The sequence below is a fragment of the Halomonas sp. M4R1S46 genome, assembly GCF_025725685.1.
GTDB lineage: Bacteria > Pseudomonadota > Gammaproteobacteria > Pseudomonadales > Halomonadaceae > Halomonas.
In genome coordinates this window covers 827,255-851,153 of sequence record NZ_CP107008.1, presented here as the reverse complement: position 1 = coordinate 851,153, position 23,899 = coordinate 827,255, and the positions used below count along the sequence as shown (strand labels likewise).

At 70.0% G+C, this 23,899-nt stretch carries 22 protein-coding genes and 2 pseudogenes; 8 read left to right on the top strand and 16 right to left on the bottom strand.

Features of this window, described 5'->3' with window-relative positions:
- Positions 1–7: 7 nt before the first annotated feature.
- On the bottom strand, positions 8–1,117 hold the full coding sequence (locus OCT48_RS04065; protein ID WP_263591450.1) for an S-(hydroxymethyl)glutathione dehydrogenase/class III alcohol dehydrogenase: 1,110 nt from the start codon (positions 1,115–1,117) through the stop codon (positions 8–10).
- A 129-nt stretch (positions 1,118–1,246) separates the two neighbouring features.
- Here OCT48_RS04065 and OCT48_RS04060 point away from each other — a divergent pair, with 129 nt between their 5' ends.
- Positions 1,247–2,161 carry a LysR family transcriptional regulator gene (locus OCT48_RS04060; protein WP_263591449.1) on the top strand — a complete coding sequence of 305 codons (915 nt, stop codon included), beginning with the start codon at positions 1,247–1,249 and terminating at the stop codon, positions 2,159–2,161.
- A gap of 31 nt (positions 2,162–2,192) precedes the next feature.
- On the opposite strand, the pseudogene OCT48_RS04055 reads toward OCT48_RS04060, so the two are convergent.
- The 3 genes and pseudogenes from OCT48_RS04055 to OCT48_RS04045 all read right to left on the bottom strand — a co-directional run.
- Positions 2,193–2,591: pseudogene (locus OCT48_RS04055) on the bottom strand (branched-chain amino acid ABC transporter permease); the annotation flags it as partial.
- Positions 2,592–2,602: 11 nt separating this feature from the next.
- Positions 2,603–3,236: pseudogene (locus tag OCT48_RS04050) on the bottom strand (ABC transporter ATP-binding protein); the annotation flags it as partial.
- A 283-nt stretch (positions 3,237–3,519) separates the two neighbouring features.
- The gene (locus OCT48_RS04045) at positions 3,520–4,899 is read right to left on the bottom strand and encodes an L-serine ammonia-lyase (protein WP_263591448.1); all 1,380 of its coding nucleotides are present in this window, start codon (positions 4,897–4,899) and stop codon (positions 3,520–3,522) included.
- A 174-nt stretch (positions 4,900–5,073) separates the two neighbouring features.
- Between OCT48_RS04045 and OCT48_RS04040 the strand changes: the two genes are divergently transcribed.
- The gene (locus OCT48_RS04040) at positions 5,074–6,033 is read left to right on the top strand and encodes a LysR substrate-binding domain-containing protein (RefSeq protein WP_263591447.1); all 960 of its coding nucleotides are present in this window, start codon (positions 5,074–5,076) and stop codon (positions 6,031–6,033) included.
- A 75-nt stretch (positions 6,034–6,108) separates the two neighbouring features.
- Positions 6,109–6,768, top strand: a complete 660-nt coding sequence (locus OCT48_RS04035) for a hypothetical protein (protein WP_263591446.1) — start codon at positions 6,109–6,111, stop codon at positions 6,766–6,768.
- A gap of 60 nt (positions 6,769–6,828) precedes the next feature.
- On the opposite strand, the gene rpoD is transcribed toward OCT48_RS04035, so the two are convergent.
- The 3 genes from rpoD to rpsU form a co-directional block, all read right to left on the bottom strand.
- A complete protein-coding gene (rpoD, locus tag OCT48_RS04030; RefSeq protein ID WP_263591445.1) occupies positions 6,829–8,670 on the bottom strand; it encodes an RNA polymerase sigma factor RpoD in 1,842 nt (613 codons plus the stop codon).
- A gap of 259 nt (positions 8,671–8,929) precedes the next feature.
- Complete coding sequence (dnaG, locus tag OCT48_RS04025; RefSeq protein ID WP_263591444.1) at positions 8,930–10,747, bottom strand: DNA primase; 1,818 nt, start codon at positions 10,745–10,747, stop codon at positions 8,930–8,932.
- Positions 10,748–10,876: 129 nt separating this feature from the next.
- A complete protein-coding gene (gene rpsU, locus OCT48_RS04020; protein WP_013333229.1) occupies positions 10,877–11,092 on the bottom strand; it encodes a 30S ribosomal protein S21 in 216 nt (71 codons plus the stop codon).
- Between the two features lie 279 nt (positions 11,093–11,371).
- Here rpsU and tsaD point away from each other — a divergent pair, with 279 nt between their 5' ends.
- Positions 11,372–12,409 (top strand): tRNA (adenosine(37)-N6)-threonylcarbamoyltransferase complex transferase subunit TsaD, encoded by a 1,038-nt coding sequence (gene tsaD / locus OCT48_RS04015; RefSeq protein ID WP_263592574.1) that lies wholly within the window; start codon positions 11,372–11,374, stop codon positions 12,407–12,409.
- Between the two features lie 123 nt (positions 12,410–12,532).
- On the opposite strand, the gene plsY is transcribed toward tsaD, so the two are convergent.
- A complete protein-coding gene (gene plsY, locus OCT48_RS04010) occupies positions 12,533–13,120 on the bottom strand; it encodes a glycerol-3-phosphate 1-O-acyltransferase PlsY (protein ID WP_263591443.1) in 588 nt (195 codons plus the stop codon).
- 152 nt (positions 13,121–13,272) lie between these two features.
- On the opposite strand from plsY, the gene folB reads away from it, so the two are divergent.
- Positions 13,273–13,629, top strand: coding sequence for a dihydroneopterin aldolase (gene folB, locus OCT48_RS04005; RefSeq protein WP_263591442.1), 357 nt, complete (start codon positions 13,273–13,275; stop codon positions 13,627–13,629).
- A complete protein-coding gene (gene folK, locus OCT48_RS04000) occupies positions 13,629–14,147 on the top strand; it encodes a 2-amino-4-hydroxy-6-hydroxymethyldihydropteridine diphosphokinase (RefSeq protein WP_263591441.1) in 519 nt (172 codons plus the stop codon). Before folB ends, folK begins: the two co-directional genes overlap by 1 nt.
- A gap of 3 nt (positions 14,148–14,150) precedes the next feature.
- Here the strand turns inward: folK and OCT48_RS03995 are convergent, their stop codons facing one another.
- The 8 genes from OCT48_RS03995 to OCT48_RS03960 form a co-directional block, all read right to left on the bottom strand.
- The gene (locus OCT48_RS03995) at positions 14,151–15,299 is read right to left on the bottom strand and encodes a polynucleotide adenylyltransferase (RefSeq protein ID WP_263591440.1); all 1,149 of its coding nucleotides are present in this window, start codon (positions 15,297–15,299) and stop codon (positions 14,151–14,153) included.
- A 3-nt stretch (positions 15,300–15,302) separates the two neighbouring features.
- Positions 15,303–15,632, bottom strand: coding sequence for a thiosulfate sulfurtransferase GlpE (glpE, locus tag OCT48_RS03990; protein ID WP_183382823.1), 330 nt, complete (start codon positions 15,630–15,632; stop codon positions 15,303–15,305).
- Between the two features lie 26 nt (positions 15,633–15,658).
- Entirely contained in the window at positions 15,659–16,465 is an 807-nt protein-coding gene (locus tag OCT48_RS03985; RefSeq protein WP_263591439.1) for a symmetrical bis(5'-nucleosyl)-tetraphosphatase, read from the bottom strand.
- A 32-nt stretch (positions 16,466–16,497) separates the two neighbouring features.
- Entirely contained in the window at positions 16,498–16,887 is a 390-nt protein-coding gene (gene apaG, locus OCT48_RS03980) for a Co2+/Mg2+ efflux protein ApaG (RefSeq protein WP_126483535.1), read from the bottom strand.
- A complete protein-coding gene (gene rsmA, locus OCT48_RS03975; RefSeq protein WP_263591438.1) occupies positions 16,884–17,696 on the bottom strand; it encodes a 16S rRNA (adenine(1518)-N(6)/adenine(1519)-N(6))-dimethyltransferase RsmA in 813 nt (270 codons plus the stop codon). The genes apaG and rsmA overlap by 4 nt, the downstream gene beginning before the upstream one ends.
- A 103-nt stretch (positions 17,697–17,799) precedes the next feature.
- Positions 17,800–18,852 (bottom strand): 4-hydroxythreonine-4-phosphate dehydrogenase PdxA, encoded by a 1,053-nt coding sequence (gene pdxA, locus OCT48_RS03970; protein ID WP_263591437.1) that lies wholly within the window; start codon positions 18,850–18,852, stop codon positions 17,800–17,802.
- Positions 18,849–19,487 carry a SurA N-terminal domain-containing protein gene (locus OCT48_RS03965; protein WP_263591436.1) on the bottom strand — a complete coding sequence of 213 codons (639 nt, stop codon included), beginning with the start codon at positions 19,485–19,487 and terminating at the stop codon, positions 18,849–18,851. The genes pdxA and OCT48_RS03965 overlap by 4 nt, the downstream gene beginning before the upstream one ends.
- Before the next feature lie 32 nt (positions 19,488–19,519).
- Entirely contained in the window at positions 19,520–21,991 is a 2,472-nt protein-coding gene (locus OCT48_RS03960; protein ID WP_263591435.1) for an LPS-assembly protein LptD, read from the bottom strand.
- Positions 21,992–22,154: 163 nt separating this feature from the next.
- Between OCT48_RS03960 and OCT48_RS03955 the strand changes: the two genes are divergently transcribed.
- The gene (locus OCT48_RS03955; protein ID WP_263591434.1) at positions 22,155–23,201 is read left to right on the top strand and encodes an aminoglycoside phosphotransferase family protein; all 1,047 of its coding nucleotides are present in this window, start codon (positions 22,155–22,157) and stop codon (positions 23,199–23,201) included.
- Positions 23,198–23,869: an N-acetylmuramate alpha-1-phosphate uridylyltransferase MurU gene (gene murU / locus OCT48_RS03950; protein ID WP_263591433.1), complete on the top strand. Its 672-nt coding sequence runs from the start codon at positions 23,198–23,200 to the stop codon at positions 23,867–23,869. Before OCT48_RS03955 ends, murU begins: the two co-directional genes overlap by 4 nt.
- Positions 23,870–23,899: the final 30 nt, after the last annotated feature.

Here is a 23,899-nt window from a genome sequence, read left to right as displayed (position 1 = left end):
GGGCAGCTCAGTAATGGAGGACGGTACGGATGCTCTCGCCCTTGTGCAGCAGCTCGAAGGCCTCGTTGATCTTCTCGAAGGGCATGTCGTGGGTGATGAAGTCGTCGATGTTGATCTCGCCCTTCATATAGCGATCCACGTAGCCGGGCAGCTCGGTGCGGCCCTTGACCCCGCCGAAGGCCGAGCCCTTCCAGACGCGGCCGGTGACCAGCTGGAACGGGCGGGTGGAGATCTCCTCGCCGGCCCCGGCCACGCCGATGATCACCGACTCGCCCCAGCCCTTGTGGCAGCACTCCAGCGCCGAGCGCATGACGTTGACGTTGCCGATGCACTCGAAGGAGTAGTCGACGCCGCCGTCGGTCATGTCGACGATCACCTGCTGGATGGGGTCGTTGTACTCCTTGGGATTGACGAAATCGGTGGCGCCGAACTGGCGGGCCAGCTCGAACTTGTCGGGATTGACGTCGATGGCAATGATGCGGCTGGCCTTGGCCATCTGTGCACCCTGGATCACCGCCAGGCCGATGGCGCCCAGGCCGAACACCGCCACGGTGGCGCCCGGCTCGACCTTGGCGGTGTTGAGCACCGCACCGATGCCGGTGGTGACGCCACAGCCCAGCAGGCAGATCTTGTCCATCGGCGCCTCCTTGGAGACCACCGCCAGGGACACTTCCGGCACCACGGTGTACTCGCTGAAGGTCGAGCAGCCCATGTAGTGATGCAGCGGCTTGCCGTCCAGGGAGAAGCGGCTGGTGCCATCGGGCATCAGGCCCTTGCCCTGGGTGGCGCGCACCGCCTGGCAGAGATTGGTCTTGCCCGAGAGGCAGAACTTGCACTGGCCGCACTCGGCGGTGTACAGCGGGATGACATGGTCGCCCGGACGCAGGCCGGTGACGCCCTCGCCCACTTCCTCGACGACCCCGGCGCCCTCGTGACCCAGCACCGAGGGGAAGAGCCCTTCCGGGTCGGCGCCGGAGAGGGTGAAGGCGTCGGTGTGGCAGACGCTGGTGGCGGCCATGCGCACCAGCACCTCGCCGGCCTTGGGGCCCTCGACGTCGATCTCGGCCAGCTCCAGGGGCTTGCCCGCTTCCAGGGCGACGGCGGCGCGTGATTTCATGGTGCGGTCCTCTTCATTCAGGGGGTGGATGATGTCCTTGCAGTCTAGGCAAGAGCGCGCACTCCGATAAACTGCATCAAACTCATCACATTATTGCCATACAGCAACAATCCACGAAGAGGACGCCACATGCAACGCTGGGACCGCGTCGAGGCCTTCGTCGAGGTGGTGCGCCTGGGCGCCTTCAAGGCCGCCGCCGAGCGGCTCAAGGTGTCGAGTTCCCATGTCAGCCGACTGGTCAGCCAGCTGGAGAACCAGCTGGGCACCACCCTGCTCTACCGCACCACTCGGCGGATCCGCCTGACCGAGGCCGGCCGCCTCTACTACCAGCACTGCCAGCACCTGGTCGAGGGCTTCCGCGAGGCCGAGGCCGCGGTCAAGGACCTGCAGGACAAGCCCACCGGGCTACTCGGTCTGACCTGCGCGACGACCTTCGGCGAGCGCTACCTGGCGCCGCTGGTCCACGACTTCATGTGCCGCCACCCGCGGCTCGAGGTGCGCATGCATTTCACCAACCGCCAGGTGGACATCATCGACGAGGGCTTCGACATCGCCATCCGCATGGGCACCCTCAAGGACTCCTCGCTGATCGCCCGACGGCTGTGCGAACGCCGTGAGTACGTGGTGGGCTCGCCGGCCTACTTCACCCGGGTGGCCCAGCCCCACAGCCTCTCCGAGCTGGCCCGGCACCGCTGCCTGGTGGGCTCGCGGGACCACTGGCGCTTCGATGTCGAGGGCGTGCGCCGCGAGGTCCGCGTCGACGGCCCCTGGCACGGCAACTCCGGGCCGGCGCTGCTCGATGCCGCCCTCAAGGGGCTGGGGCTGGCCCAGCTGCCGGACTACTACGTCGAGGACCACCTGGCCCGGGGCGAGCTGATCAGCGTGCTCGATGCCTATCGCCACAGCGACACCGCGGTGTGGGCCGTCTATCCCCGCCACCGCCATCGCTCCCCCAAGGTGCGCCAGTTCCTCGATTTCCTGGTCGCGCATATCGACACCGTGCTGCCCGGCCGCCAGGCCGAAACGACGCGGGGCGCCCCTTGAGGCGCCCCAGTCGTGGCTCGGCCATTGGCCGTCACTTGAAGTTCTTGCGGATGATCTTCTGGATCTCGCCGACGATGCCGCTGCGGAAGCTCAGCACGCAGATCACGAAGATCGCCCCGAGAATCACGCTGACCCAGTTACCCAGCGGCGACTGGGCGAGCTGGGTCTGCAGGCTGACCACCAGTCCCGCGCCCACCAAAGGCCCGAAGAGGGTGCCCACTCCGCCCAGCAGGGTCATCAGGATGACCTCGCCGGACATGTGCCAGTGGGCATCGGTGAGCGAGGCCAGCTGGAAGACCGCCGTCTTGGTGGACCCCGCCAGGCCGGCCAGGCCGGCCGAGATCACGAAGGCCATCAGCTTGTAGGCGTCGACGTTGTAGCTCAGCGACACCGCCCGGGGCTCGTTCTCGCGGATCGCCTTGAGCACCTGGCGCACAGCCGGCTGACCACGCTGAGGTTGTGCTCCACCATCAGCACGGTGCGCCCCTTCGAGACCCGCCGGATCAGCTCGACGATGCGGTCGACGTCCTCGGCCCCATGCCCTGGGTCGGCTCGTCGAGCAGCATCACCGTGGGCTCCAGCGCCAGGGTGGTGGCCACCTCCAGGGCGCGCTTGCGCCCGTAAGGCATCTCCACGGTGAGCACGTCGGCATAGTCCTGGAGGCCGACCTCCTCGAGCAGCGCCAGGGCCCGCTCGTTGAGGGGCTCGAGGGAGCGCTCGGACTTCCAGAAGTGGAAGGAGGTACCGAGGTAGCGCTGCAGGGCCACCCGCACGTTCTCCAGCGCCGTCATGTGGGCGAAGACCGCCGAGATCTGGAAGGAGCGCACCAGCCCGAGGCGGGCGATCTCGTTGGCCCGCATGGCGGTGATGGGCTTGCCGCGATAGAGGATCTCGCCGCGGGTCGGCGGCAGGAACTTGGTGAGCAGGTTGAAGATGGTGGTCTTGCCTGCGCCGTTGGTCCGATCAGGGCATGGATATGCCCTTCCCGAACCTGCAGGTTGACGTCATCCACGGCGGTGAAGCCGCGGAATTCCTTGGTCAACCCGAGAGCCTCGAGCACGAACTCCTGGGTCATGGGACGTCCTCTCGGGACCGCCGAGGCGATCCGCCGTTGCATTGCTGTTGTCGTTGTTGTGGTGCCGAGGTGGCGGTGGTGTCACTGGCGCCGCGGCCAGTATTACCTTTACGTCAACGTAAGCCAGAGGGTCAGGCGCACGGCGGCAACCGCAGAATCGCCGAACTCGACCAATGGCGTAGACGCCCGAAATGCAGCTGCTTGAAAACAAGAAGGCGCGCCACCCGCTCCGGGTCGCGCGCCAGGCAGGACGGCCTTCGCCGCCCGACAGAGATGTGGGATGTCAGCACTCGATGGCGTTGACCGCCAGGCCGCCCTTGGAGGTTTCCTTGTACTTATCCTGCATGTCGGCGCCGGTGTCGCGCATGGTACGGATCGCCTTGTCCAGGGAGATAAAGTGCTCGCCGTCGCCGCGCAGGGCCATCTGGGTGGCGTTGATGGCCTTGACCGAGGCGATGGCGTTGCGCTCGATGCAGGGCACCTGCACCAGGCCGCCCACCGGGTCACAGGTGAGTCCCAGGTTGTGCTCCAGGCCGATCTCGGCGGCGTTCTCCACCTGGCCCGGGGTGCCGCCCAGCACCTCGGTCAGCCCCGCCGCCGCCATGGCGCAGGCCGAGCCGACCTCACCCTGGCAGCCCACCTCGGCCCCGGAGATGGAGGCATTCTTCTTGCACAGGATGCCCACCGCGGCCGCGGTCAGCAGGAAGTCGACCACGCAGCGCTCGTCGGCGCCCTCCTGGAACTTCATGTAGTAGTGCAGCACCGCGGGGATGATGCCCGCCGCCCCGTTGGTCGGCGCGGTGACCATGCGGCCACCGGCGGCGTTCTCCTCGTTGACCGCCAGGGCGTAGGCGTTGACCCAGTCCATCGCCGAGAAGGTCGTGGAGATCAGGTTGGTATCGCTCTCCAGCGCCTCCAGGCGACGATGCAGGGCCCCGGCGCGGCGCTTGACGTTGAGCCCACCGGGCAGCACGCCCTCGCCCTGGAAGCCCTGGTTCACGCACTCCTGCATGGCCTCCCAGATTCGCCACAGCCCGGCACGGATCTCGGCCTCGCTGCGCCAGGCCTTCTCGTTTTCCATCATCAGCTCGCTGATGCGCAGGTTATGCAGGCGGCACAGCGCCAGCAGCTCGGCGCCGCTGTTGAAGTCATAGGGCAGCGCCGTATGGTCGGAATCGAGCTCGCCACGGGCGGCCTGATCCTCGTCGATCACGAAGCCGCCGCCCACCGAGTAGAAGACGTTGCGGTAGAGCTCGCCGGCATGGCCGTGGGCCACCAGGGTCATGGCGTTGGGGTGGTAGGGCAGGCTCTCGTCGTGCCACTGCAGGTCCCGGGCCCACAGGAAGGGGATCGCCAGGTGGCCGTCGAGCAGCAGGGTCTGAGACTCGAGCAGCTCCTCGATGCACGGCGAGACGATGGCCGGGTCGATGGTCTCGGGCAGCTCGCCCATCAGCCCCATGATGGCGGCCTGGTCGGTGCCATGGCCCTTGCCGGTCGACGACAGCGAGCCATGCAGGTGCACCTCGACCCGGGCCACCCGCTCCAGCAGGTCCTGGCCTCGCAGGGCCTGGACGAAGTCGTAGGCCGCGCGCATGGGACCGACCGTGTGCGAGCTGGAGGGGCCGATGCCGATCTTGAAGAGGTCGAAGACGCTGATTGCCATGATGATGCCTCGTGTCTGGGGCCGGATCGCTCCGGTGGCTGGGGCCGGTGGCCATCTTGTTGTCAGTCAGGCTAAAGCCATGTGGCTTTCTGCCTCGATTGGCCTTTATGGTGGAGGCAGGATTGCGCCCCGGCAATCGAGAAAATCTCGTCGATCGTATAGAATGACTAAACCATGAGTCGCCTCCTGAATTCCCAGACCCACGCCTGGCTGAAGGTCTTCGTCGTCAGCGCCCGCCACCTGTCCTTCACCCGGGCGGCGGAGGAGCTGCACGTGACCACCGGCGCCGTCAGCCAGCAGATCAAGCAGCTCGAGGACCGCCTCGGCTTCAAGCTGTTCCGCCGCCTGCCGCGGCGCCTGGCCCTCACCGAGGAGGGCCGGCGCCTGGCCACGGTGGTGGACGAGGCCTACCAGTCGGTGGGGCTCGAGGTGAAGCGGCTGCGCAGCGGCGTGATGAGCGGCATCATCCGGATACGGGCGGTGCCCTCCTTCCTCAACAAGTGGCTGATGCCCCGCCTGCCCCGCCTGCAGGCCCGCTTCCCGGACATCGAACTGCACGTCACCGCCGAGGACAGCAGCATCTCCCTGCGGGAGGGCGACTTCGACCTGGCCCTGGACCTCAACGACGGCCACTACCCCGGCCTGGCCATCACCCCGCTGATGGAGGAGACCATCTTCCCGGTCTGCGCCCCGGCACTGCTCCGCGGGCGACCACCGCTGCGGCGCCCCGAGGACCTGGCCTGGTACCCGCTGCTCCACGACGTCACCGCCTGGCGCGGCAGCCACGACTACGGCGAGTGGGAGCACTACCTGGAGGCCATCGAGGCGCCCCTGGTCAACGTGCGCCGCGGCTACACCTTCAACCGCAACCACCTGACCATGGAGGCGGCCATCGCCGGGATGGGCGTGGCCATCGCCCGCCAGACGCTGATCACCGGCGAGCTGGACAACGGCGCGCTGATCGCCCCCTTCGACCAGCGGGTCGCCACCGGGATGCACTACGGCATCGTCTACGCCAGCGGCGCCCTGGACGATCGCCGCGTCCGAGCCGTGCATGACTGGCTCATCGAGGAGGCCGGGCGCCCCAGTGGAAGCCGTCGACTGGCGCGCGACGGCCGGGCAAGACAGGTATAATTCGCCCTAAATCTCATGGCTTGCACTGCAAGCCATGAGATCTAAACGCTTTACCCTGTTACCACGAGAACATGGATGCCCTCGACAACGCCCCCCGACCGAATCGGTTTTCCCGCCCTCTGCTTGCGCGGCCTGGCCTACATCCTGCTGGTGGGCGCCCTGATGCAGGGCGTGCTGCACGAAGCCCTCGGCCTCACCAGCGAGCAGTTCACTGAGATCGGCTTCACCGAGCTGACCCAGTCCCTGCTGCTGGCCATCGCCACGGCACTGGCGCTGGCGGTGCGCCTGCTCGACCATCGGCTGCCCCATGTGGCGCTGCTGCTGGTCGGCCTGCTCGGCGCCTCGTTGATCCGCGAGCAGGATGCCCTGCTGGACGCCCACGTCTTCGACGGCGCCTGGCAGACCCTGGTCAGCCTGCTGGTGCTGCCGGTGCTGTTCGCGGTGATCCGCCAGCGCCGCGCCTTCGTCGCCGAAGTCGAACGCTGCGCCGGAACCTTCGCCTTCGGCCTGTTCGCCGCCGGCTTCCTGACCACCTACGTGTTCTCGCGGCTCTACGGGCGCAGCGAGCTGTGGCAGGCGATCCTCGGCGAGCACTACCTGCGCACCTTCAAGGACGCCGCCGAGGAAGTCACCGAACTGTTCGGCTACACCCTGCTGGTGCTGGCGATGTTCGAACTGCTGCTGCTGATCCGTCGCTGGCGGCGCGCCGACCGGGACGACACCTCCGCGCCCTGACAAACGACGACGCCCGCAGGCAGGCCTGCGGGCGTCGTCGTCTCGGGGCGGTGACGGGCGTCACTCGTCGAGGAAGGAACGCAGCGGCTCCGAGCGCGACGGGTGGCGGAGCTTGCGCAGCGCCTTGGCCTCGATCTGGCGGATCCGCTCGCGGGTCACGTCGAACTGCTTGCCGACCTCCTCCAGGGTATGGTCGGTGTTCATGTCGATACCGAAGCGCATGCGCAGCACCTTGGCCTCACGGGCGGTGAGCCCGCCGAGCACGTTGCGGGTCGCCTCGATCAGGCCCTCGCCGGTGGCCGAGTCGATGGGCAGCAGCATGGTGCCGTCCTCGATGAAGTCGCCCAGGTGCGAATCGTCGTCGTCGCCGATCGGGGTCTCCATGGAGATCGGCTCCTTGGCGATCTTGAGCACCTTGCGCACCTTGTCCTCGGGCATCTCGAGGCGCTCGCCCAGCTCCTCCGGCGTCGGTTCGCGGCCCATCTCCTGGAGCATCTGCCGGGACACCCGGTTGAGCTTGTTGATGGTCTCGATCATGTGCACCGGAATGCGGATGGTGCGCGCCTGGTCGGCGATGGAGCGGGTGATCGCCTGACGGATCCACCAGGTGGCATAGGTCGAGAACTTGTAGCCACGCCGGTACTCGAACTTGTCCACCGCCTTCATCAGGCCGATGTTGCCCTCCTGGATCAGGTCGAGGAACTGCAGGCCACGGTTGGTGTACTTCTTGGCGATGGAGATCACCAGCCGCAGGTTGGCCTCGACCATCTCCTTCTTGGCTCGCCGGGCCTTGGCCTCGCCGATGGACAGCCGACGGTTGACCTCCTTGATCTCGGTCACCGGCAGCAGCACCATCTCCTCCTCGAAGGCGATCTTGCGCTGGGCGCGCTGGACATCGGCCTTGAGGGGCGCCAGGCGATCGGCGTATTTGGCATTGTCGGCCATGAAATCGTCGAGCCAGTCCTGGCGAGACTCGTTGCCGGGGAAGGCCTTGATGAAGGTCTTGCGCGGCACCTTGGCCTTCTTGACGCACAGCTGCATCACCGCCTTTTCCTGGGCACGCACCTGCTCGACGCTGATGCGCACCTGGCCGACCAGGCGCTCGAAGTGCTTGGGCACCAGCTTGATCGGCGAGAACAGCTCGGCCAGCCGCGCGAGTTCGGCCTGGGCCTCGGCGGAACCGCGGCCATGGGCGTCGATGGCCTGGCGCGCCGCCTCGTTCTGCTCGCGGATCTGCTCGAAACGCGCCTTCGCCTCCTCGGGATCCGGGCCGCCGCCGCTGTCGTCCTCCTCGTCGGCGCTGTCGTCGGCCTCGTCGGCCTCGCCGACCGTGGCCTCGGGCTCCTCGGGAACCTCCGCCTCGGCCACGCCCGGAATCCCCTCGTCGGGATCGATGAACCCCGAGAACAGGTCGGACAGGCGACCCGGCGCCTCCTCGTCCTGGGTGGCATCATAGGCCTGGAGGATGGAGTCCACGGCGCCCGGCAGATAGGCCAGGGCGGACATCACCTCGCGGGTGCCCTCCTCGATGCGCTTGGCGATCTCGATCTCGCCCTCGCGGGTCAGAAGCTCCACCGTGCCCATCTCGCGCATGTACATGCGCACCGGGTCGGTGGTGCGGCCCACGTCGCTCTCCACCGCCGCCAGCGCGGCCACGGCCTCCTCGGCCGCCGACTCGTCGGTGGAATGGTCGGCCATCATCAGGGTATCTTCATCGGGCGCTTCCTCGACGACATTGATACCCATGTCGTTGATCATGCCGATGATGTCTTCCACCTGATCGGGGTCGGCAATATCCTCGGGAAGATGGTCGTTGACCTCGGCATAGGTCAGGAAGCCCTGTTCCTTGCCGCGCGCGATCAACTCCTTCAGACGTGACTGCTGCTGCGCATTTCCAGCCATAGAAACCCTATCTCGACGAAGAAGAATGAAGCACCTGAAGCACTGAGGCGGAGAAAACTCGATAAGCCGAACAGTATAGCGGGGTAGACCGCCCTTTTGCCAGTTCGATGTATTTGCGCGGTCATTCAGGTGTGTTAGGTTGTCAGGTTGCGTCCCGTTCAGGTGACGCTGGTGTATATGGTGATGGTAGGAGGAAAATCAACCCCGTCGCCAATTTCCGGCGATCGCCGCGCGCCCTCCCCGCAGGCGACGGCAAGTCTCACCCCTTGAGTTCCATCAACAGCTCGTTCAGGCGCTGACGCTCCTCCTGCGACAGCCGCTCCCCCGCCTGCATCCGGGCCAGCAGGGCGTCGTACTCCTCCTGAGGCGAGCGCCGCCGGCGATGGCGCTGGAAGTAGGCCACCCAGTTGTCCAGCTCCGTCCCCCGCAGCGCCCTCGGCACCAGGGGCTCGCGACGCGCCAGCCCCGCCAGCCGCTCGCCCTCCGGCGTGCCGTGAAAGTGCGCCAGCAGCACCTGGGCGCTGCGGTAGCGCCCCGCCTTCAGCAGGCGCACCACCTCGCGGCACAGGCCGGCATCCGGGTCGTCCTGGTCGCACCAGTCATCGCTCTCGGGGAGGCGTTCGACCAGCCCCGGGTCGTGGACCAGCAGCTGCAGGGCCCGGGCCATCAACCCGAGCGCCGCCCCGCCGCCGGGCCGCCCGACCAGCGGCGGGGCGACCGTCGCCTCGGGCGGCGCCGCCGGGCCCTCCGACGACTCCGGTGCCGCACCCTCCTCCTTGGCCATCAAGGCCTCGAAGCTTGACTGGTCGACGCCGGTGCGTCGGGAGAGTTCCGTCAGCAGCAGCGACTTCAGCACGCCCTCCGGCAGGCGGCCGATGGCCGCCAGCACCTGGCTGGCGTAGCGTTCGCGCTCCTCGATCCGCTCGAGGTCGCGCCCCTCCGCCGCCTGCTCGAAGAGGAACTCCGACAGCGGGCTGGCACAGGTGATGCGGTCCTGGAAGGCCTCGGGCCCCTCGCGCCGTACCAGGGTGTCCGGATCCTCCCCCTCGGGGAGGAACAGGAAGCGCGCCTGGCGCCCGTCGATCATCTGCGGCAGCACCGTCTGCAGGGCCCGGGTCGCCGCCTGCCGGCCGGCCCGGTCGCCGTCGAAGCAGAACACCACCTCGCCGACCAGGCGGAACAGCCGCGACAGGTGGTCCTCGCTGGTCGAGGTGCCGAGGGTGGCCACCGCGTTGCGGATGCCGAACTGGGCCAGGGCCACCACGTCCATGTAGCCCTCGACGATCACCAGACGATCGAGGCGCGTCTCGGCCTGGCGGGCCTCGAAGAGCCCATAGAGCTCGCGCCCCTTGTGGAAGACCGGGGTCTCCGGGGAGTTGAGGTACTTGGGCTTGGCATCGCCCAGCACGCGACCACCGAAGGCGATGGTCCGACCGCGAATATCGCGGATCGGGAACATCACCCGGTCGCGGAAGCGGTCGTAGGTGCGCCCACTGTCCTCGCGATGCACCAGCAGGCCATACTCCACCTGCACCGCCTCGGTGATGCCCCGCTCACCCAGGTGACGCTTCAGCGCCTCCCAGTCGTCGGGGGCATAGCCGATGCCGAAGGCCTGCTGCACCTCCGGCGACAGGCCACGCCTGGCCAGGTAGTCCCGGGCGCCCTGCCCCTTCGGCATCTTCAATCGCTCGCGAAAGAAGCTCGCCGACAGCTCGAGCAGGTTCACGCCTTCCTTGCGCTTCTTCTCGCGCGCCTGGACACAGGGATCGTCGGCCCCCTCACGGGGCACCTCCAGGCCCAGCCGGGCGGCCAACTGCTCCACCGCCTCGGGGAAGCGCAGCTTGTCGTACTCCATCAGGAAGCGCAGGGCGCTGCCGTGGGCGCCGCAGCCGAAGCAGTGATAGAACTGCTTGTCGGCGCTGACGGTGAACGACGGCGACTTCTCCTGATGGAAGGGGCAGAGCCCCGAATGGTTGCGCCCGGCCTTCTTGAGTTTCACCCGCTCACCGACCACCTCGACCACGTCGACACGGGCCAGCAGGTCATCGATGAAGCGCTGTGGAATCTGACCGGCCATCGAGCCATCCAGGCATGGTTGAAGGTGGCGCGCCGAAAAACGGCGCAAAAACAAGCGGCCACCGAATGGCGGCCGCTTGGCGTCCCTCCCGAGACGGCCCGCGAGAACGCCGGCCGACTCCAGTACGGATCAATAGAGCCGTTCGAAACGCTTGCGCTCGCGCTGAAGCTTCTTCGCGTGGCGCTTGACGGCAGCCGCCGCCTTGCGCTTGCGCTCTGCAGTCGGCTTCTCGTACTGCTCGCGACGACGAACTTCGGAGAGAACACCGGCTTTTTCACAGGAACGCTTGAAGCGACGCAGCGCGACGTCAAACGGCTCGTTATCACGTACTTTGACAGAAGGCATTAAGCACTCACCTACCTTGGAAAACTTGAGTTCGGTTTGAACGCACGCCTTCCGGGGCCCCATCTCGCTCGATCGCGTGACACCGACATCGCCAGGCGAGCCGGTACGAAACGAGGCAATAACGCGGGATGTCGCCCCCGGGCGCACGACCCAGTCTTGCAGCGCACAGCATTCTAGTCGTCGTGAGCGCTCCATGCAAACCGTTTCGCCGGCCCGGCCCCTGCCGCTACCCGGTCAAAAGGCGTAGAATGCCGCCATTTCCGCTGACGGGCCATGACCATGCGTGTACTGGGCATCGAGACCTCCTGCGACGAGACCGGCGTCGCCCTCTACGACACCGAGCGCGGCCTCGCGGCCGACGCCCTCCACAGCCAGGTCGCCATGCATGCCGAATACGGCGGCGTGGTGCCGGAGCTCGCCTCCCGCGACCACACCCGCCGCCTGCTGCCGCTGATCCAGCGCGTACTGGACGACGCCGGCCTGACGCGCTCCCGGCTCGACGCCATTGCCTATACCGCCGGCCCCGGCCTGGTCGGCGCACTGATGGTCGGCGCCAGCACCGCCCACGGCCTGGCCCGGGCGCTGGACATCCCGGTGCTCGGCGTCCATCACATGGAGGGCCACCTGCTGGCCCCCATGCTGGAGGACGCACCGCCGGCCTTTCCCTTCGTGGCCCTGCTGGTCTCCGGCGGCCATACCCAGCTCGTGGAGGTCGCCGGCCTGGGCCGCTATCGGCTGCTCGGCGAGTCGGTGGACGACGCCGCCGGCGAGGCCTTCGACAAGGCCGCCAAGATGCTCGGCCTCGACTACCCCGGCGGCCCCGCGGTGGCACGCCTGGCAGAGGCCGGCGACCCGACGCGGCTGCGCTTCCCGCGCCCGATGACCGACCGCCCCGGTCTGGACTTCAGCTTCTCGGGGTTGAAGACCCATACCCTGACCGCCATCCGCCGGCTCGAGGCGGAGGGTGCCCTGGACGAGGCGGCTCGGGCCGACGTGGCCCGGGCCTTCGAGGACGCCGTGGTCGACACCCTGGCGATCAAGTGCCGCCGGGCCCTGGAGGCGACCGGGCTCAAGCGACTGGTGGTGGCCGGCGGGGTCAGCGCCAATCGGCGCCTGCGCGAGCGTCTGGAGCGGGAGGCCGGCAAGCGCGGCGCCGAGGTCCACTATCCCCGCGGGCGCTTCTGCACCGACAACGGGGCGATGATCGCCTATGTGGGCGCCCAGCGCCTGCTGGCGGGGGAACACGACGAGCCGGGCCGGATGCAGGCGGTGCCCCGCTGGCCGATGGAGACCCTCCAGCCTCCTGCCGGAGGCTGAGACGAGTGGAGAAGGAGGCTGGGAAGAGGGAAGACAGGCAATCCACCTTGCGTCCCACTTCCAGGTACGAAGCACCGGTCTTCCCTCTTCCAGTGGTGCAGCCGCGCTCTTCAAGCTTCCAGCTTATAGTTCCGGCTCATCGCCGCGCCCCAGCCGACGGATATTGAGCACGTGGCGCACCAGCACCAGCAGGGTGAAGACGATCACCACCCAGACATAGTCCGGCGCCAGCCAGATGGCAACCAGGGGGGCCACGGCGGCACTGGCCAGCGAGGCGATGGCCGCGGTGCGCATCCGCCAGGCCAGCAGGCACCACAGCAGCGCACAGCACAGCGCCACCCAGGGGGTCAGCAGCAGCATCACCCCGAAAGCGCTGGCCACGCCCTTGCCGCCGCGAAAACGATACCAGACCGGGTAGCTGTGCCCCAGCAGCACGCCCAGCCCGACCAATCCCTGGGCCCAGGGGGGCAGGCCCAGCAGCATCGCCAGGCCCAGCACCGGCATGCCCTTGGTGGCATCCACCAGCAGCGTCGCCAGGGCCAGGCGACGGCCGTGCAGGCGCAGCACGTTGGAGAAGCCGGGGTTGCCGGAGCCCGCCAGGCGGGGGTCGCCCACCCGGGCCAGCCGACAGACCGTCAGGGCACCGAGCCAGGTGCCGCTGAGATAGCCCAGCGCCATCAACGGCAGCGTCAGTTCGAGTTGTGCCAGCACGACGGTGTCTCGCGGAGGGTTCGGTCACGATTCTGCCAGCCATGGCCCGGCCGGAACAGCCGGCGCCCGCTGTCGTCTCGCGACGCGCTGTCGTACAATCGGCCGCCAATCCGGCACTATCACCGTCCTGCCCACCGCTCGGGGAGCCCTCGATGGATCTCGTACTGATCGAAGCGCTGAAGGTCGACACCGTGATCGGCGTCTACGACTGGGAACGCACCCTGACCCAGACCCTGGTGCTCGACCTGGAACTGGCCACCGACATCCGCCCGGCCGCGGCGGGTGACGACCTCACGCGGACCCTCGACTACGCCGCGATCAGCGCGCGCATCGCCGAGTTCGGCGCCCAGCACCGCTTCGCGCTGGTCGAGACCTTCGCCGAGCGCCTCGCCGAGGCCCTGCGCCAGGAGTTCGCCATTCCCTGGCTGCGCCTCACCCTGCGCAAGCCCGGCGCAGTGCCCGCCGCCGGTGCGGTGGGCGTGCGTATCGAGCGCGGAGCGGGACCCTGATGGCCCGGGTCAGCGTCAGCATCGGCAGCAACATCGAGCGGGAGCACCATGTGCGCGTCTGCCTGGACGCCCTGGCCGAGACCTTCCCGGCCCTGCGCATCTCGCGGGTCTACGAGAGCGAGCCGGTGGGCTTCGAGGACGGCCGCAACTTCTACAACCTGGTCGCGGTGTTCGAGAGCGACTGGTCGGTGGGCGAGCTGCAGGCCTGGTGCAAGCGGCTGGAATTCGCCAACGGCCGGCGCCCGAACAGTCCCAAGTTCAGCCCCCGCACCCTGGATATCGACCTGCTCAGCGTGGATGCCCTGACCGGCGAGCATGACGGCGTGCCGCTGCCCCGGGCCGATATCCTGCACCACGCCTTCATGCTCCGGCCCCTGGCGGAACTGCTGCCCGACACCCGTCACCCGGTTACCGGCGAGCACTATCTCGCGCTGTGGCAGGCCTTCGACGCCGAGGAGCAGCCCCTCTGGCCGGTGTCCTTCGTCTGGCGGGGGAAGGCCCTGTCCGGCGAGGACTGAGGCTCAGCCCTCGGCCAGCACCTCGTCGATCACCGCCCGGCGACGCCGGGCCAGCTCCTCGCCCAGCGCCCGCCCCTTGTAGCCCTCCTCGACCAGCCCCCGGGGCAGGATCTGCGCGGCCAGGCGCCAGGCCAGCGCCAAATCCGCCGCCAGGCCGGGGGCGTCCATGCTGACCAGGGCGATCAGCGGCGACACCCGCTCGGCCCGCCGCCAGGCATCGATGCCGTCGAGCCAGGCCATCACCCTCCCCCCGTCCAGCCGCCCCGCCCGGGCCGCCGCGCACAGCGTCCGGGTCCGGGCCGCCTGATCGGCCAGCCGACGCGGCGCCTTCGGCAGCTTCAGGCGCTCGGCCAGGGTCTCACGCGCCTCGCCCTCCAGGTGTTCCACCAGGCGGGCCCAGCGCCAGCGCGGCTCCTCCTCCGCGGGGATGTCCTCGGGCAGGCATGGCAGCCGCCCCAGGGCCTCGTCCAGCGCCGTGGCATCGGCGGCGAGCTCCGGCATCAGCACCGCCAGGGCCCCGCAGTCGTGGAGCGCCTGGAAGTAGACGTCGGGCCAGGGTTCGCCCAGGGCCTTCTCGGTCTCGACCCAGACCCGCTCGGCCACCAGGTGGGCGAGCTCGCCACTGACCACCAGCTCGTGCATCAGCGCGCGGGTCTCCTCGGCGATGACGAAGCCGAGCCCGGCATAGCGGGCCAGGAAGCGGGCCGTGCGCAGCACCCGCAGCGGATCCTCGACGAAGGCCGGCGAGACGTGGCGCAGCACCCGGGCCTCGAGGTCGGCGAGGCCGCCATAGGGGTCCACCAGCTCGCCCTCCGGGGTCTCGGCCATGGCATTGATGGTCAGGTCGCGGCGGGCCAGGTCCTGCTCCAGGGTGACCTCGGGGCTGGCCTGGACCTCGAAGCCGGTGTAGCCGTGGCCCGACTTGCGCTCGGTGCGTGCCAGGGCGAATTCCTCGTGGGTCTCGGGGTGCAGGAACACCGGGAAGTCTCGCCCCACGGGCCTGAAGCCGCGCCGCGTCAGGGTCTCGGGCGTGGCGCCGACCACCACCCAGTCGACATCGGTGACCGGCCAGCCCAGCCGGGCGTCGCGCACCGCCCCCCCGACCCGGTAGACCTCGAGCCCCTCGAGGAGGCCGTCACGGCGGCCCGGCATGGCTCAGGCCTCCACCCGCTCGGGATGGCGGTGCTGCCAGCCGGTGAAGCCGCCGTCGAGGCTGTAGACCTCGCCGAAGCCCTGGCCGGCCAGCCAGGCGGCGGCCTGCTGGCTGGAGTGGCCGTGGTAGCAGACCACCACCAGCGGCGTCTCCCGGGGCGTCTCGGCCAGCAGGGCCGGCACACTGTCGTTGTCCAGGTGGCGGCTCCCGGGGATATGGCCGGCGGCGAAGCTTGCCGGGTCGCGGATATCGACCAGGGTGAGGGGCCGGTCCCCCTCGAGCCAGGTGCCGAGGGTGGGAATGTCCAGGTGCTGGAAGGTCGCGGCGGTCATCGGAGTCTCCGGGTCGGGAAGGGAAATCAGTGGCGACCGGGTACGCTGACCCGCTCGCCGGTCGCCAGGTCCAGGGCCGTCAGGGCCCCGCCCCAGATGCAACCGGTGTCCAGGGCCTCGGCCCGCACGCGACTGCCCGGGGTGGTGCCCTGGAGGGCGGCCCAGTGGCCGAACAGCAGCCGGGGATCGTCGTCCCGGGGGTACTGGAACCAGGGTGCGAAGCCCGCTGGGGCACTGTCGAGCCCCTCCTTGGCGGCGAAGTCGAGGCAGCCCCGGGCATCGATGAAGCGCATGCGGGTCAAGGTGTTGACGATCACCCGCAGGCGATCGATGCCGTCCAGGTCGTCGCGCCAGCAGGCCGGCTCGTTGCCGTACATGTCGTGCAGGAAGGCGCCGGAGCGCTCGCTGCCGAGGGCGCTCTCCAGCTCCCCCGCCAGGCGCTCGGCCTGGTCGAGCCCCCACTGGGGCGGCAGACCGGCATGGCTCATCAGGGTATCGCCGTCACGCACCAGCAGCGGACGGCTCTGCAGCCAGTCGAGCAGCGCCTCCCGGTCCGGCGCCTCGAGGATCGCCGCCAGGGTGTCCTTGCGCCTGGCCCGCGCCCCGCCCCGGGCCACGGCCAGCAGGTGCAGGTCATGGTTGCCCAGCACCACCTGGGCCGCCTCGCCGAGGGCCTTGACCTCGCGCAGGCAGGCCAGCGACCCCGGGCCCCGGTTGACCAGGTCACCGGCCAGCCAGAGTCGGTCGCGGCGGGGGTCGAAGGCCAGCCGCTCGAGCAGGGCGACGAATTCGGCGTGACAGCCCTGCAGGTCGCCGATGGCATAGGTGGACATGGGCCCTCCGTGTCGACAGTGGGTGACGGCGCTCAGTGCACCTGGTTGGGACCGGCCAGGCGAAAGGGCGCGATGGCCACCTCGAAGGGCCGCTGGGTGGCGGTGTCGACGCAGGTGAAGGCGCCTTCCATCACGCCCACCGGGCCGTCGAGGATCGCCCGGCTGGTGTAGCGGAAGGTCTGGCCGGGGCCGATCATCGGCTGCTGGCCGACCACGCCCTTGCCCCGCACCTCCTGCACCTTGCCGCTGCCCTGGGTGATCTTCCAGTGGCGCGCCAGCAGCTGCATGCTGTGCCCGGAATGGTTGTGCACCGTGATGGTATAGCTGAACACGAAGCGCTCTTCCTCCGGCGCGGACTCGTCCTCCCGGAAGGCGGGCTCGACGTCGACGCGGATCTCGTCGCCCAGCGATGACGGGGTCATGACGCCTCCCCTTGCGCGGACAGGTGATTGGCGATACGCACGAATTCCTCCACCGTGAGGGTCTGGGGGCGGCGGCCCGGGTCGATGCCCAGGGCCTCCAGGTCGCCGGCGGCGAGGCGCCCCTTGAGATTGTTGCGCAGGGTCTTGCGGCGCTGGGCGAAGGCCTCGCGCACCAGCTGGAACAGCAGCGCCTCGTCCCGGGCCGCCTGGGGCAGGGTCGCATGGGGGCTCAGCCGCACGATGGCCGACTCCACCTTGGGCCGCGGCACGAAGGCCTCCGGCGGCACCGTGAACAGCGACTCGACCCGGCAGTGGTACTGGGCGAGCACCGAGAGGCGACCGCGATCGGTCCCGCCGGGCGGGGCGGCGAGCCGCTCCACCACCTCCCTCTGCAGCATGAAGTGCATGTCGGCCACGGCATCGCCGGCCTCGAGCAGGTGGCCGATGAGGGGCGTGGAGATGTTGTAGGGCAGGTTGCCCACCACCCGCAGCGGCGGCCCGTCGCCGCGCAGGGCCCGGAAGTCGACCTTGAGGGCGTCGCCCTCGTGGATGACGAAGCCCGGCCGGTCGAAGAACTGCACGCGCAGCCCGGGGATCAGGTCACGGTCCAGCTCGATCACCTCGAGGTGGCCCCCCGCCGCCTCGAGCAACGGCTCGGTGAGGGCGCCCTGGCCGGGGCCGATCTCCACCAGCCGCTCGCCGGAGCGGGCACCGATGGCCCGCACCAGCCGCGAGATGATGCCGGGGTCACGCAGGAAATTCTGGCCGAAGCGCTTGCGGGCGCGATGACCCTGGGGGCGGGATGCCATGACTGTGTCCTTCTGTTCGAATCGGAAGCGGTGCCAAGATGAGAAGCGACGATGAGTTATCCCGGGGCTCACCTGCATCTTGCCAAACGCTGGGAAAATGCTCTCACCCCCGACCGCGGCGGGCCATGTCGGCGGCCAGCGCCACGGCCACGGCGAGGCTGCCGGGATCGGCCTCGCCCCGGCCGGCCAGGTCCAGGGCCGTGCCGTGGTCCACCGAGGTCCGCACCCACGGCAGGCCGAGGGTGATGTTGGCGGCGCGGCCGAAGCCGGCGTACTTGAGGACCGGCAGGCCCTGGTCATGATACATGGCCAGCACCGCGTCCACGCCCGCCAGGTGGCGCGGGGTGAACAGGGTATCCGCCGGCAGCGGTCCGTCAAGGGTCAGGCCGTCCTGGCGCAGCCGCGCCAGGGTCGGGGCGATGACCTCGAGCTCCTCGCGGCCCAGGTGACCGCCCTCCCCGGCATGGGGGTTGAGCCCGCAGACGGCGATGCGCGGCGCCGCCACCCCGAACCAGCGCTTGAGGTCGGCGTCGAGGATGCGCAGGATCCGCGTCAGCCGCTCGGGCGTCACGGCGTCGCTGACCTCGCGCAGCGGCAGGTGGGTGGTGGCCAGGGCCACCCGCAGCGCGCTGCCGCCCCGCCAGCCGGCGGCCTCGGCATGCAGGGCCCGGTCGGTGGCGAGCATCATCACCACCTCGTCGACCGCACAGGCGTCGCGCAGGTATTCGGTATGGCCGCGGAAGCCGGCATGGCCGGCCTCGAGGATCACGGCCTTGTGCAAAGGCGCGGTGACCAGCCCCGCGGCCTCGCCGTCGCGACAGCCGTGGATGGCCCGGTCGAGGGTCTCGAGGACATAGTCGGCGTTGCGGGTGTCGAGCACGCCCGGCCGGCAGGGCGCGCGCAGGGGCACCGGCCAGACCGGCAGGCGCCCCGGGCAGGGCGCCGGCGGCGCCTCGTGCGGGGCCAGCTCGACCACCTCCAGGGGCCGGCCGAGGGCCGCGGCCCGCTCGACCAGCAGGTCGGGATCGCCCACCGCCACGACCCGGTGGTCCGCCGTACCGGCGGCCGGCGTATCGGTGGCCAGCATCACCGCGAGCTCCGGGCCGATGCCGGCCGGCTCGCCGGTGGTCAGCGCCAGCACCGGGGACGCCCTCATGAGCCGGGCTCGAGCCGCTCGTCGATGAAGGCGTCGGCCCGGATCTCCTGGATCCAGGCTTCCATCTCGTCGCTCACCTTGCGCTGGAACAGCGCCTCGCGGGCCTGGTCACGGCTGACGCTGCCGCCCTGCTGCTCGATGTAGCGCTCCACCTCCCGCTCGGAGAGGTTCACGCGACTGGCCACGCGACGCTGCTGCAGCTCGCGCATCAGCAGCTCGCGGCGCACCTGGTCGCGGACCACACCCAGGGACAGGCCGTCGGCCTCCAGGGCGTCGGCGAACTGCTCGAGGGTCATGTTGTTGCCCTCGGCGATGGCCCGCACCTGGCGGTTGAGTTCGGTGTCGTCGACGCTGAGGTTGGCCTCGCGGGCCATCTGCAGCTGGATCTCCTCGACGATCATGCGATCGAGCACCTGCTCGCGCAGCGCCGCCTCGGGCGGCAGCTCGACGCCCCGGGCCCTCAGCCGGTTGCGCGTCTGGGCGAGGCGATCCTCGAGCTGGGAGGCCATGATGGCGCCCTCGTTGACCACCGCCACGATGTGGTCCAGCGGCTGACGCGCCTGGGCCAGGCCGGCCAGGGGCGTCAGGGCGAGGCACAGGCCCAGCATCAGGGTGGCGAGTTGTCGACTGCGCATGTCTGTCTTTCCTCTCATCGGTGTCGGTTGCCTCAGGGTCGGCCGAAGGCAGTACTGCGATAGCCCGGGATCGCCTCCCGGAAATGGGTGTCCGCCTCGCCACCGACGCCGCCGAGCCCCTTGAACACGAAGCGCAGGAAGAAGCCGCGGTCGGTGGTGTCGTCGGCGATGGTGTTGGCGGTGTCCTCGTCGTCGATCCACTCCCGCCAGACCAGCTGCAGACCATAGCAGCAGTCGTTCCACTGCACACCCGCCAGTTGCTCCAGCATCCGGTCGTTGGTGTTGTCGTAGAGCACCCGGCCGATCACGTCGAGCCGCGGCGTGGCCTTGAGGGCGAAGGATAGGTCGTAGTCCTCGCGGTCATAGCCGCGCACGTCCTCCGCGTCCTCGGCGGGGGAAAAGCCCTCGAGCTCCCAGTTATAGCCAAGGTTCAGCACGTGGCCGGCATCGGCCCGGTACTGCAGTCCCAGGGAGGTGCGCTCGGTGCGCGACAGGTGGTCGTCGTAGAGCCACTCCCAGCGGGTGCGCCAGTGGTCGGTGACCCGCCAGTCGAGGCGGGTCACCCAGGGCGAGCGGTCCCGGGTGGCGTCGTAGAAGCGCGGGAAGTTCTGTTCGCTGGGCAGGGTGTCGGGATCGCCGCCCAGGTCGATGGTGCGGTCCTCGAAGTAGACCGCCTGCCCCACCCCCAGGGAGAGCCGCTCGCGGCCGCTGGCATCCTCCAGCAGGCGCGACTCCGTGCCGTAGGAGAAGCGATTGAGATCGCCGACCCGATCCCCCCCGGTGAAGCGATACGGCGACCACAGCTGGTTCCAGGAGAAGGCCCGCTCCTTGGTGTCGAAGTCGGGGAAGTCGCTCTGGTCCCGGGCCGGCACATAGGCATAGTTCAGGCGCGGCTCCAGGGTCTGGCGGAAGGCGTCACCGCCCAGCGCCAGGTCGCGCTCGAAGACCAGGCCGCCGTCCAGTGAGGCGATCGGCACGGTCTGCGACGGCCCCTCGGAACGCTCGGTGTCGCGCGCCCCGTAGTCGAGGTCGTAGGCGATATGGGCCAGTTCCAGGCGCGGCTCGAGAAAGCCCCAGGTGTCGTCGAAGCGCCAGCCCGTGGCGGGCGTCAGGCGCAGGCGCGAGCCGTTGGCCGCCTCGCGGATCGGGATCGTTCGCTGGCCGTCCCGGAAATCGTAGCGCCCATTCTCGTCGCCCTCGATATCGCGCCAGAAGTAGGTCAGGTTGGAGCCCCACTCCTGATAGAAGCCCGTGTCCTGGCGCCAGCGGGCATTGGCGGTCAGGCTCGGCAGCCGATAGAAGGGCTTGTCGCCCTCGTCGAGCGGGTCCTCGAGCTTCTGGTAGCCCTGGGCCTTGGCCTCGAGCCGCCAGACGTCGCCCCGGTAGTCGAGACGGGCCAGCCGGGCCAGGCTGTCGGTGTCCTGTTCGCCGAAGGTGAGGCCGAAGTCGTCGAAATAGGCCCCGTCACTGGCCGCCCCGTAGCGCAGCTGGTAGCGGGTGCGGGGGTCGAAGCGGCCGGCATGCCGGGCATCGATGTACCAGCGGGCGTCGCCGTTCTCCAGTTCGGAGCCCGCCGAGGCCTCCTCGCCGGCCAGACGGTCGTCGGCGATGTAGGCGCCCTCGAGGGTGCCGGCGTCGCCGGGCAGCAGGTAGCGGTATTCGGCGCCCATCAGCCAGCCGCGGTTGCTGATCCAGCGCGGCGTCAGGGTGGCGTCCTGGTTCGCGGCGATGTTCCAGTAGAACGGCTGGGCATAATCGAAGGAATCGCCGGAGAAGCCCAGGGTCGGCCACAGGAAGCCGGTCTGGCGGCGGTCGTCCAGCGGAAAGCGCACCCAGGGCCAGTAGAAGACCGGCACCTTGCCCACCTCGAGCCGGGCATGGGTGGCGGTGCCGTAGCCGCGCTGGCGATCCAGCAGGATGTCGTTGCCGACCAGGCGCCACAGGTCGCTGCCCGGCTCGCAGGTGGTGAAACTCGCCTCGGTCAGCCGGTAGCGGTCCTCGGCGACCCGGGCCAGGCGCACCGCATCGCCGCGCAGGCGCTGCTCGTGGGCCACGTAGTGGGCGGTGTCGATGCGCGCATCGTCACTCTCCAGGGAGAACTCGGCGGCCGCGCCGCGCACCAGCAGGTTGCGGTCGCGCAGGGCCACCGGCCCCTCGGCGAAGACCCGCTCCCGGGAGGCCGGCAGGCGCACCCGCGGCGCCTCCAGCTGGGTGTCGCCGCGGCGCAGCACCACCTCGCCGTTGAGGAGGGTCTCGCCGTCCGCCCCGTACTGGCCGCTGTCGGCCTCGCTGGCCACGCGCCCCGCCGGGGGCGCGGCCAGGCGGTAGTCCGGCACCACGTAGCGGCCCCGGCACAGGGCGCCGGCCGGGCGGTCTTCGCCCCAGGGCCGCCAGTCGAGCTGCGCCGCCGGCAGCGACTCGGGGGGCGCCGCCAGCAGGGGGCTCGCCATCACGCTGGAGGTCACTAGGCCTGCCAGGGCCGTCCATGAGGGTCGCTTGCCCATGTTCCACGATGTCCTTGGCCGGGGGAATCGGTATTATACAGGCCCCGTGCGACCTGTGCCGCCGACGAGCCCCTGTCTTCGCCGACGACGTCGGGCCTCAGCATGCGGCGCCGCCCCGGGGCCGTCAACCGACGCCCCGCCACCCGACGACCGAGAGGTGAAGATGCCACAGGCCGATGCCCTCCCGCGCCACCAGCGATTGCGCCACTGGGCCGCCGCCCGCCACGGGCTCGCCCCCGAGGCCCTCGACCTGCGCCTGGCCGCCGGCGATGCCAGCTTCCGACGCTACTTCCGCCTGACCCTGCCCGACGGCACCACCCGCGTGCTGATGGACGCGCCGCCGGCCCGGGAGGACAGCGCCCCCTTCGTCGCCATCGCCCGGCGCTGGCGGGAGGCGGGGCTGCCGGTGCCGGCGCTGCACGGCGTCGACCTCGCGGCCGGCTTCCTGGAGCTCGACGACCTGGGCGACACCCCCCTGCAGGCCGGCTTCGACGGCGACGACGGCCCGGCGACCCTGGCCTGGCACGAGCGCGCCCTGGCCCTGCTCGACGCGCTGCAGACCCGCACCCGCCCGGACGGGCTGCCGGCCTACGACGCCGAGCTGCTGGGGCGGGAGCTGGATCTCTTCCCCGAGTGGTGCCTGGGGCGCTGGCTGGCCCTCGAGACGCCGCCGGGCTGGCCGGCGCTGCGCCAGGCGCTGATCGACGCCGCCCTGGCCCAGCCGGTGGTCACCGTGCACCGGGACTTCGATGCCATGAACCTGATGGTCCAGGACGACCGGCTGTACCTGATCGACTTCCAGGACGCCGTGGCCGGCCCGCTCAGCTATGACCTGATCTCGCTGCTGCATGGCCGCTACTGTCGCTTCGCGCCGGCGCGGCGCGCTGCCTGGATCGAGGCCTTCCGGCGGCGGGCCGTGGCCGACGGCCGGCTGCCGGCCACGCTCTCGCCCGAGGCCTTCCGGGGCCAGGCGGCGGCCATGGCCGCCCAGCGCGCCCTCAAGGTGCTGGGCATCTTCTGCCGCCTGACCCTGCGTGATCACCGCGAAGGGTACCTGGCCCGCCTGCCGCACTTCCTCGCCCACCTCGAGGACGCCCTGGTCGAGCTCGACGGCCAGTCGGCCTTCCGGGCCTGGCTCGCCGAACGCTTCCGCCCCACGCTGATGGCACGCCTCGCCGCGGACGGGCTCGACCGGGAGGCGTCGGCATGAAGGCGATGATCCTGGCCGCCGGCCTCGGCACCCGCATGCGACCGCTCACCGACCACTGCCCCAAACCGCTGCTGCCGGTGGCCGGCAAGCCGCTGATCGTGCACCACCTGGAGCGGCTGGCGGCCGCGGGCATCGTCGATGTGGTAATCAACGTCAGCTATCGCGCCGAGCAGATCATCGCGGCCCTGGGCGACGGCCGAGACTTCGGCGTGCGCATCGCCTGGAGCCGCGAGGAGGCGCCCCTGGAGACCGGCGGCGGCATCCGCCGCGCCCTGCCGCTGCTCGGCGAGGCGCCCTTCTGGCTGGTCAACGGCGACGTCTGGTGCGACGTCACACCGCTCGCCATGGCACCGCTGGGCGACGACCTGGCACGCCTGGTGCTGGTGGACAACCCCGACCACCACGCGGAGGGCGACTTCCACCTCGACGCCGCGGGGCGGGTCCGCGAACGGGGCGAGCCCCGGCTGACCTATGCCGGCCTGGCGCTGCTCGACCCGGCCCTGGTGGCCGACCGGCCCGACGGCGCCTTCGCCCTGGCGCCGCTGCTGCGCGCGGCCATGGCCGAGGGCCGGGTCGGCGGCCACCACCATCACGGCCGTTGGGTCGACGTGGGCACCCCCGCGCGCCTGGCGGCCCTGGACCGGGCCCTCGGCGGGGCCGGGGGCTGAGTCGGCGGCCAGCAGCTGCTATGCTGCCTG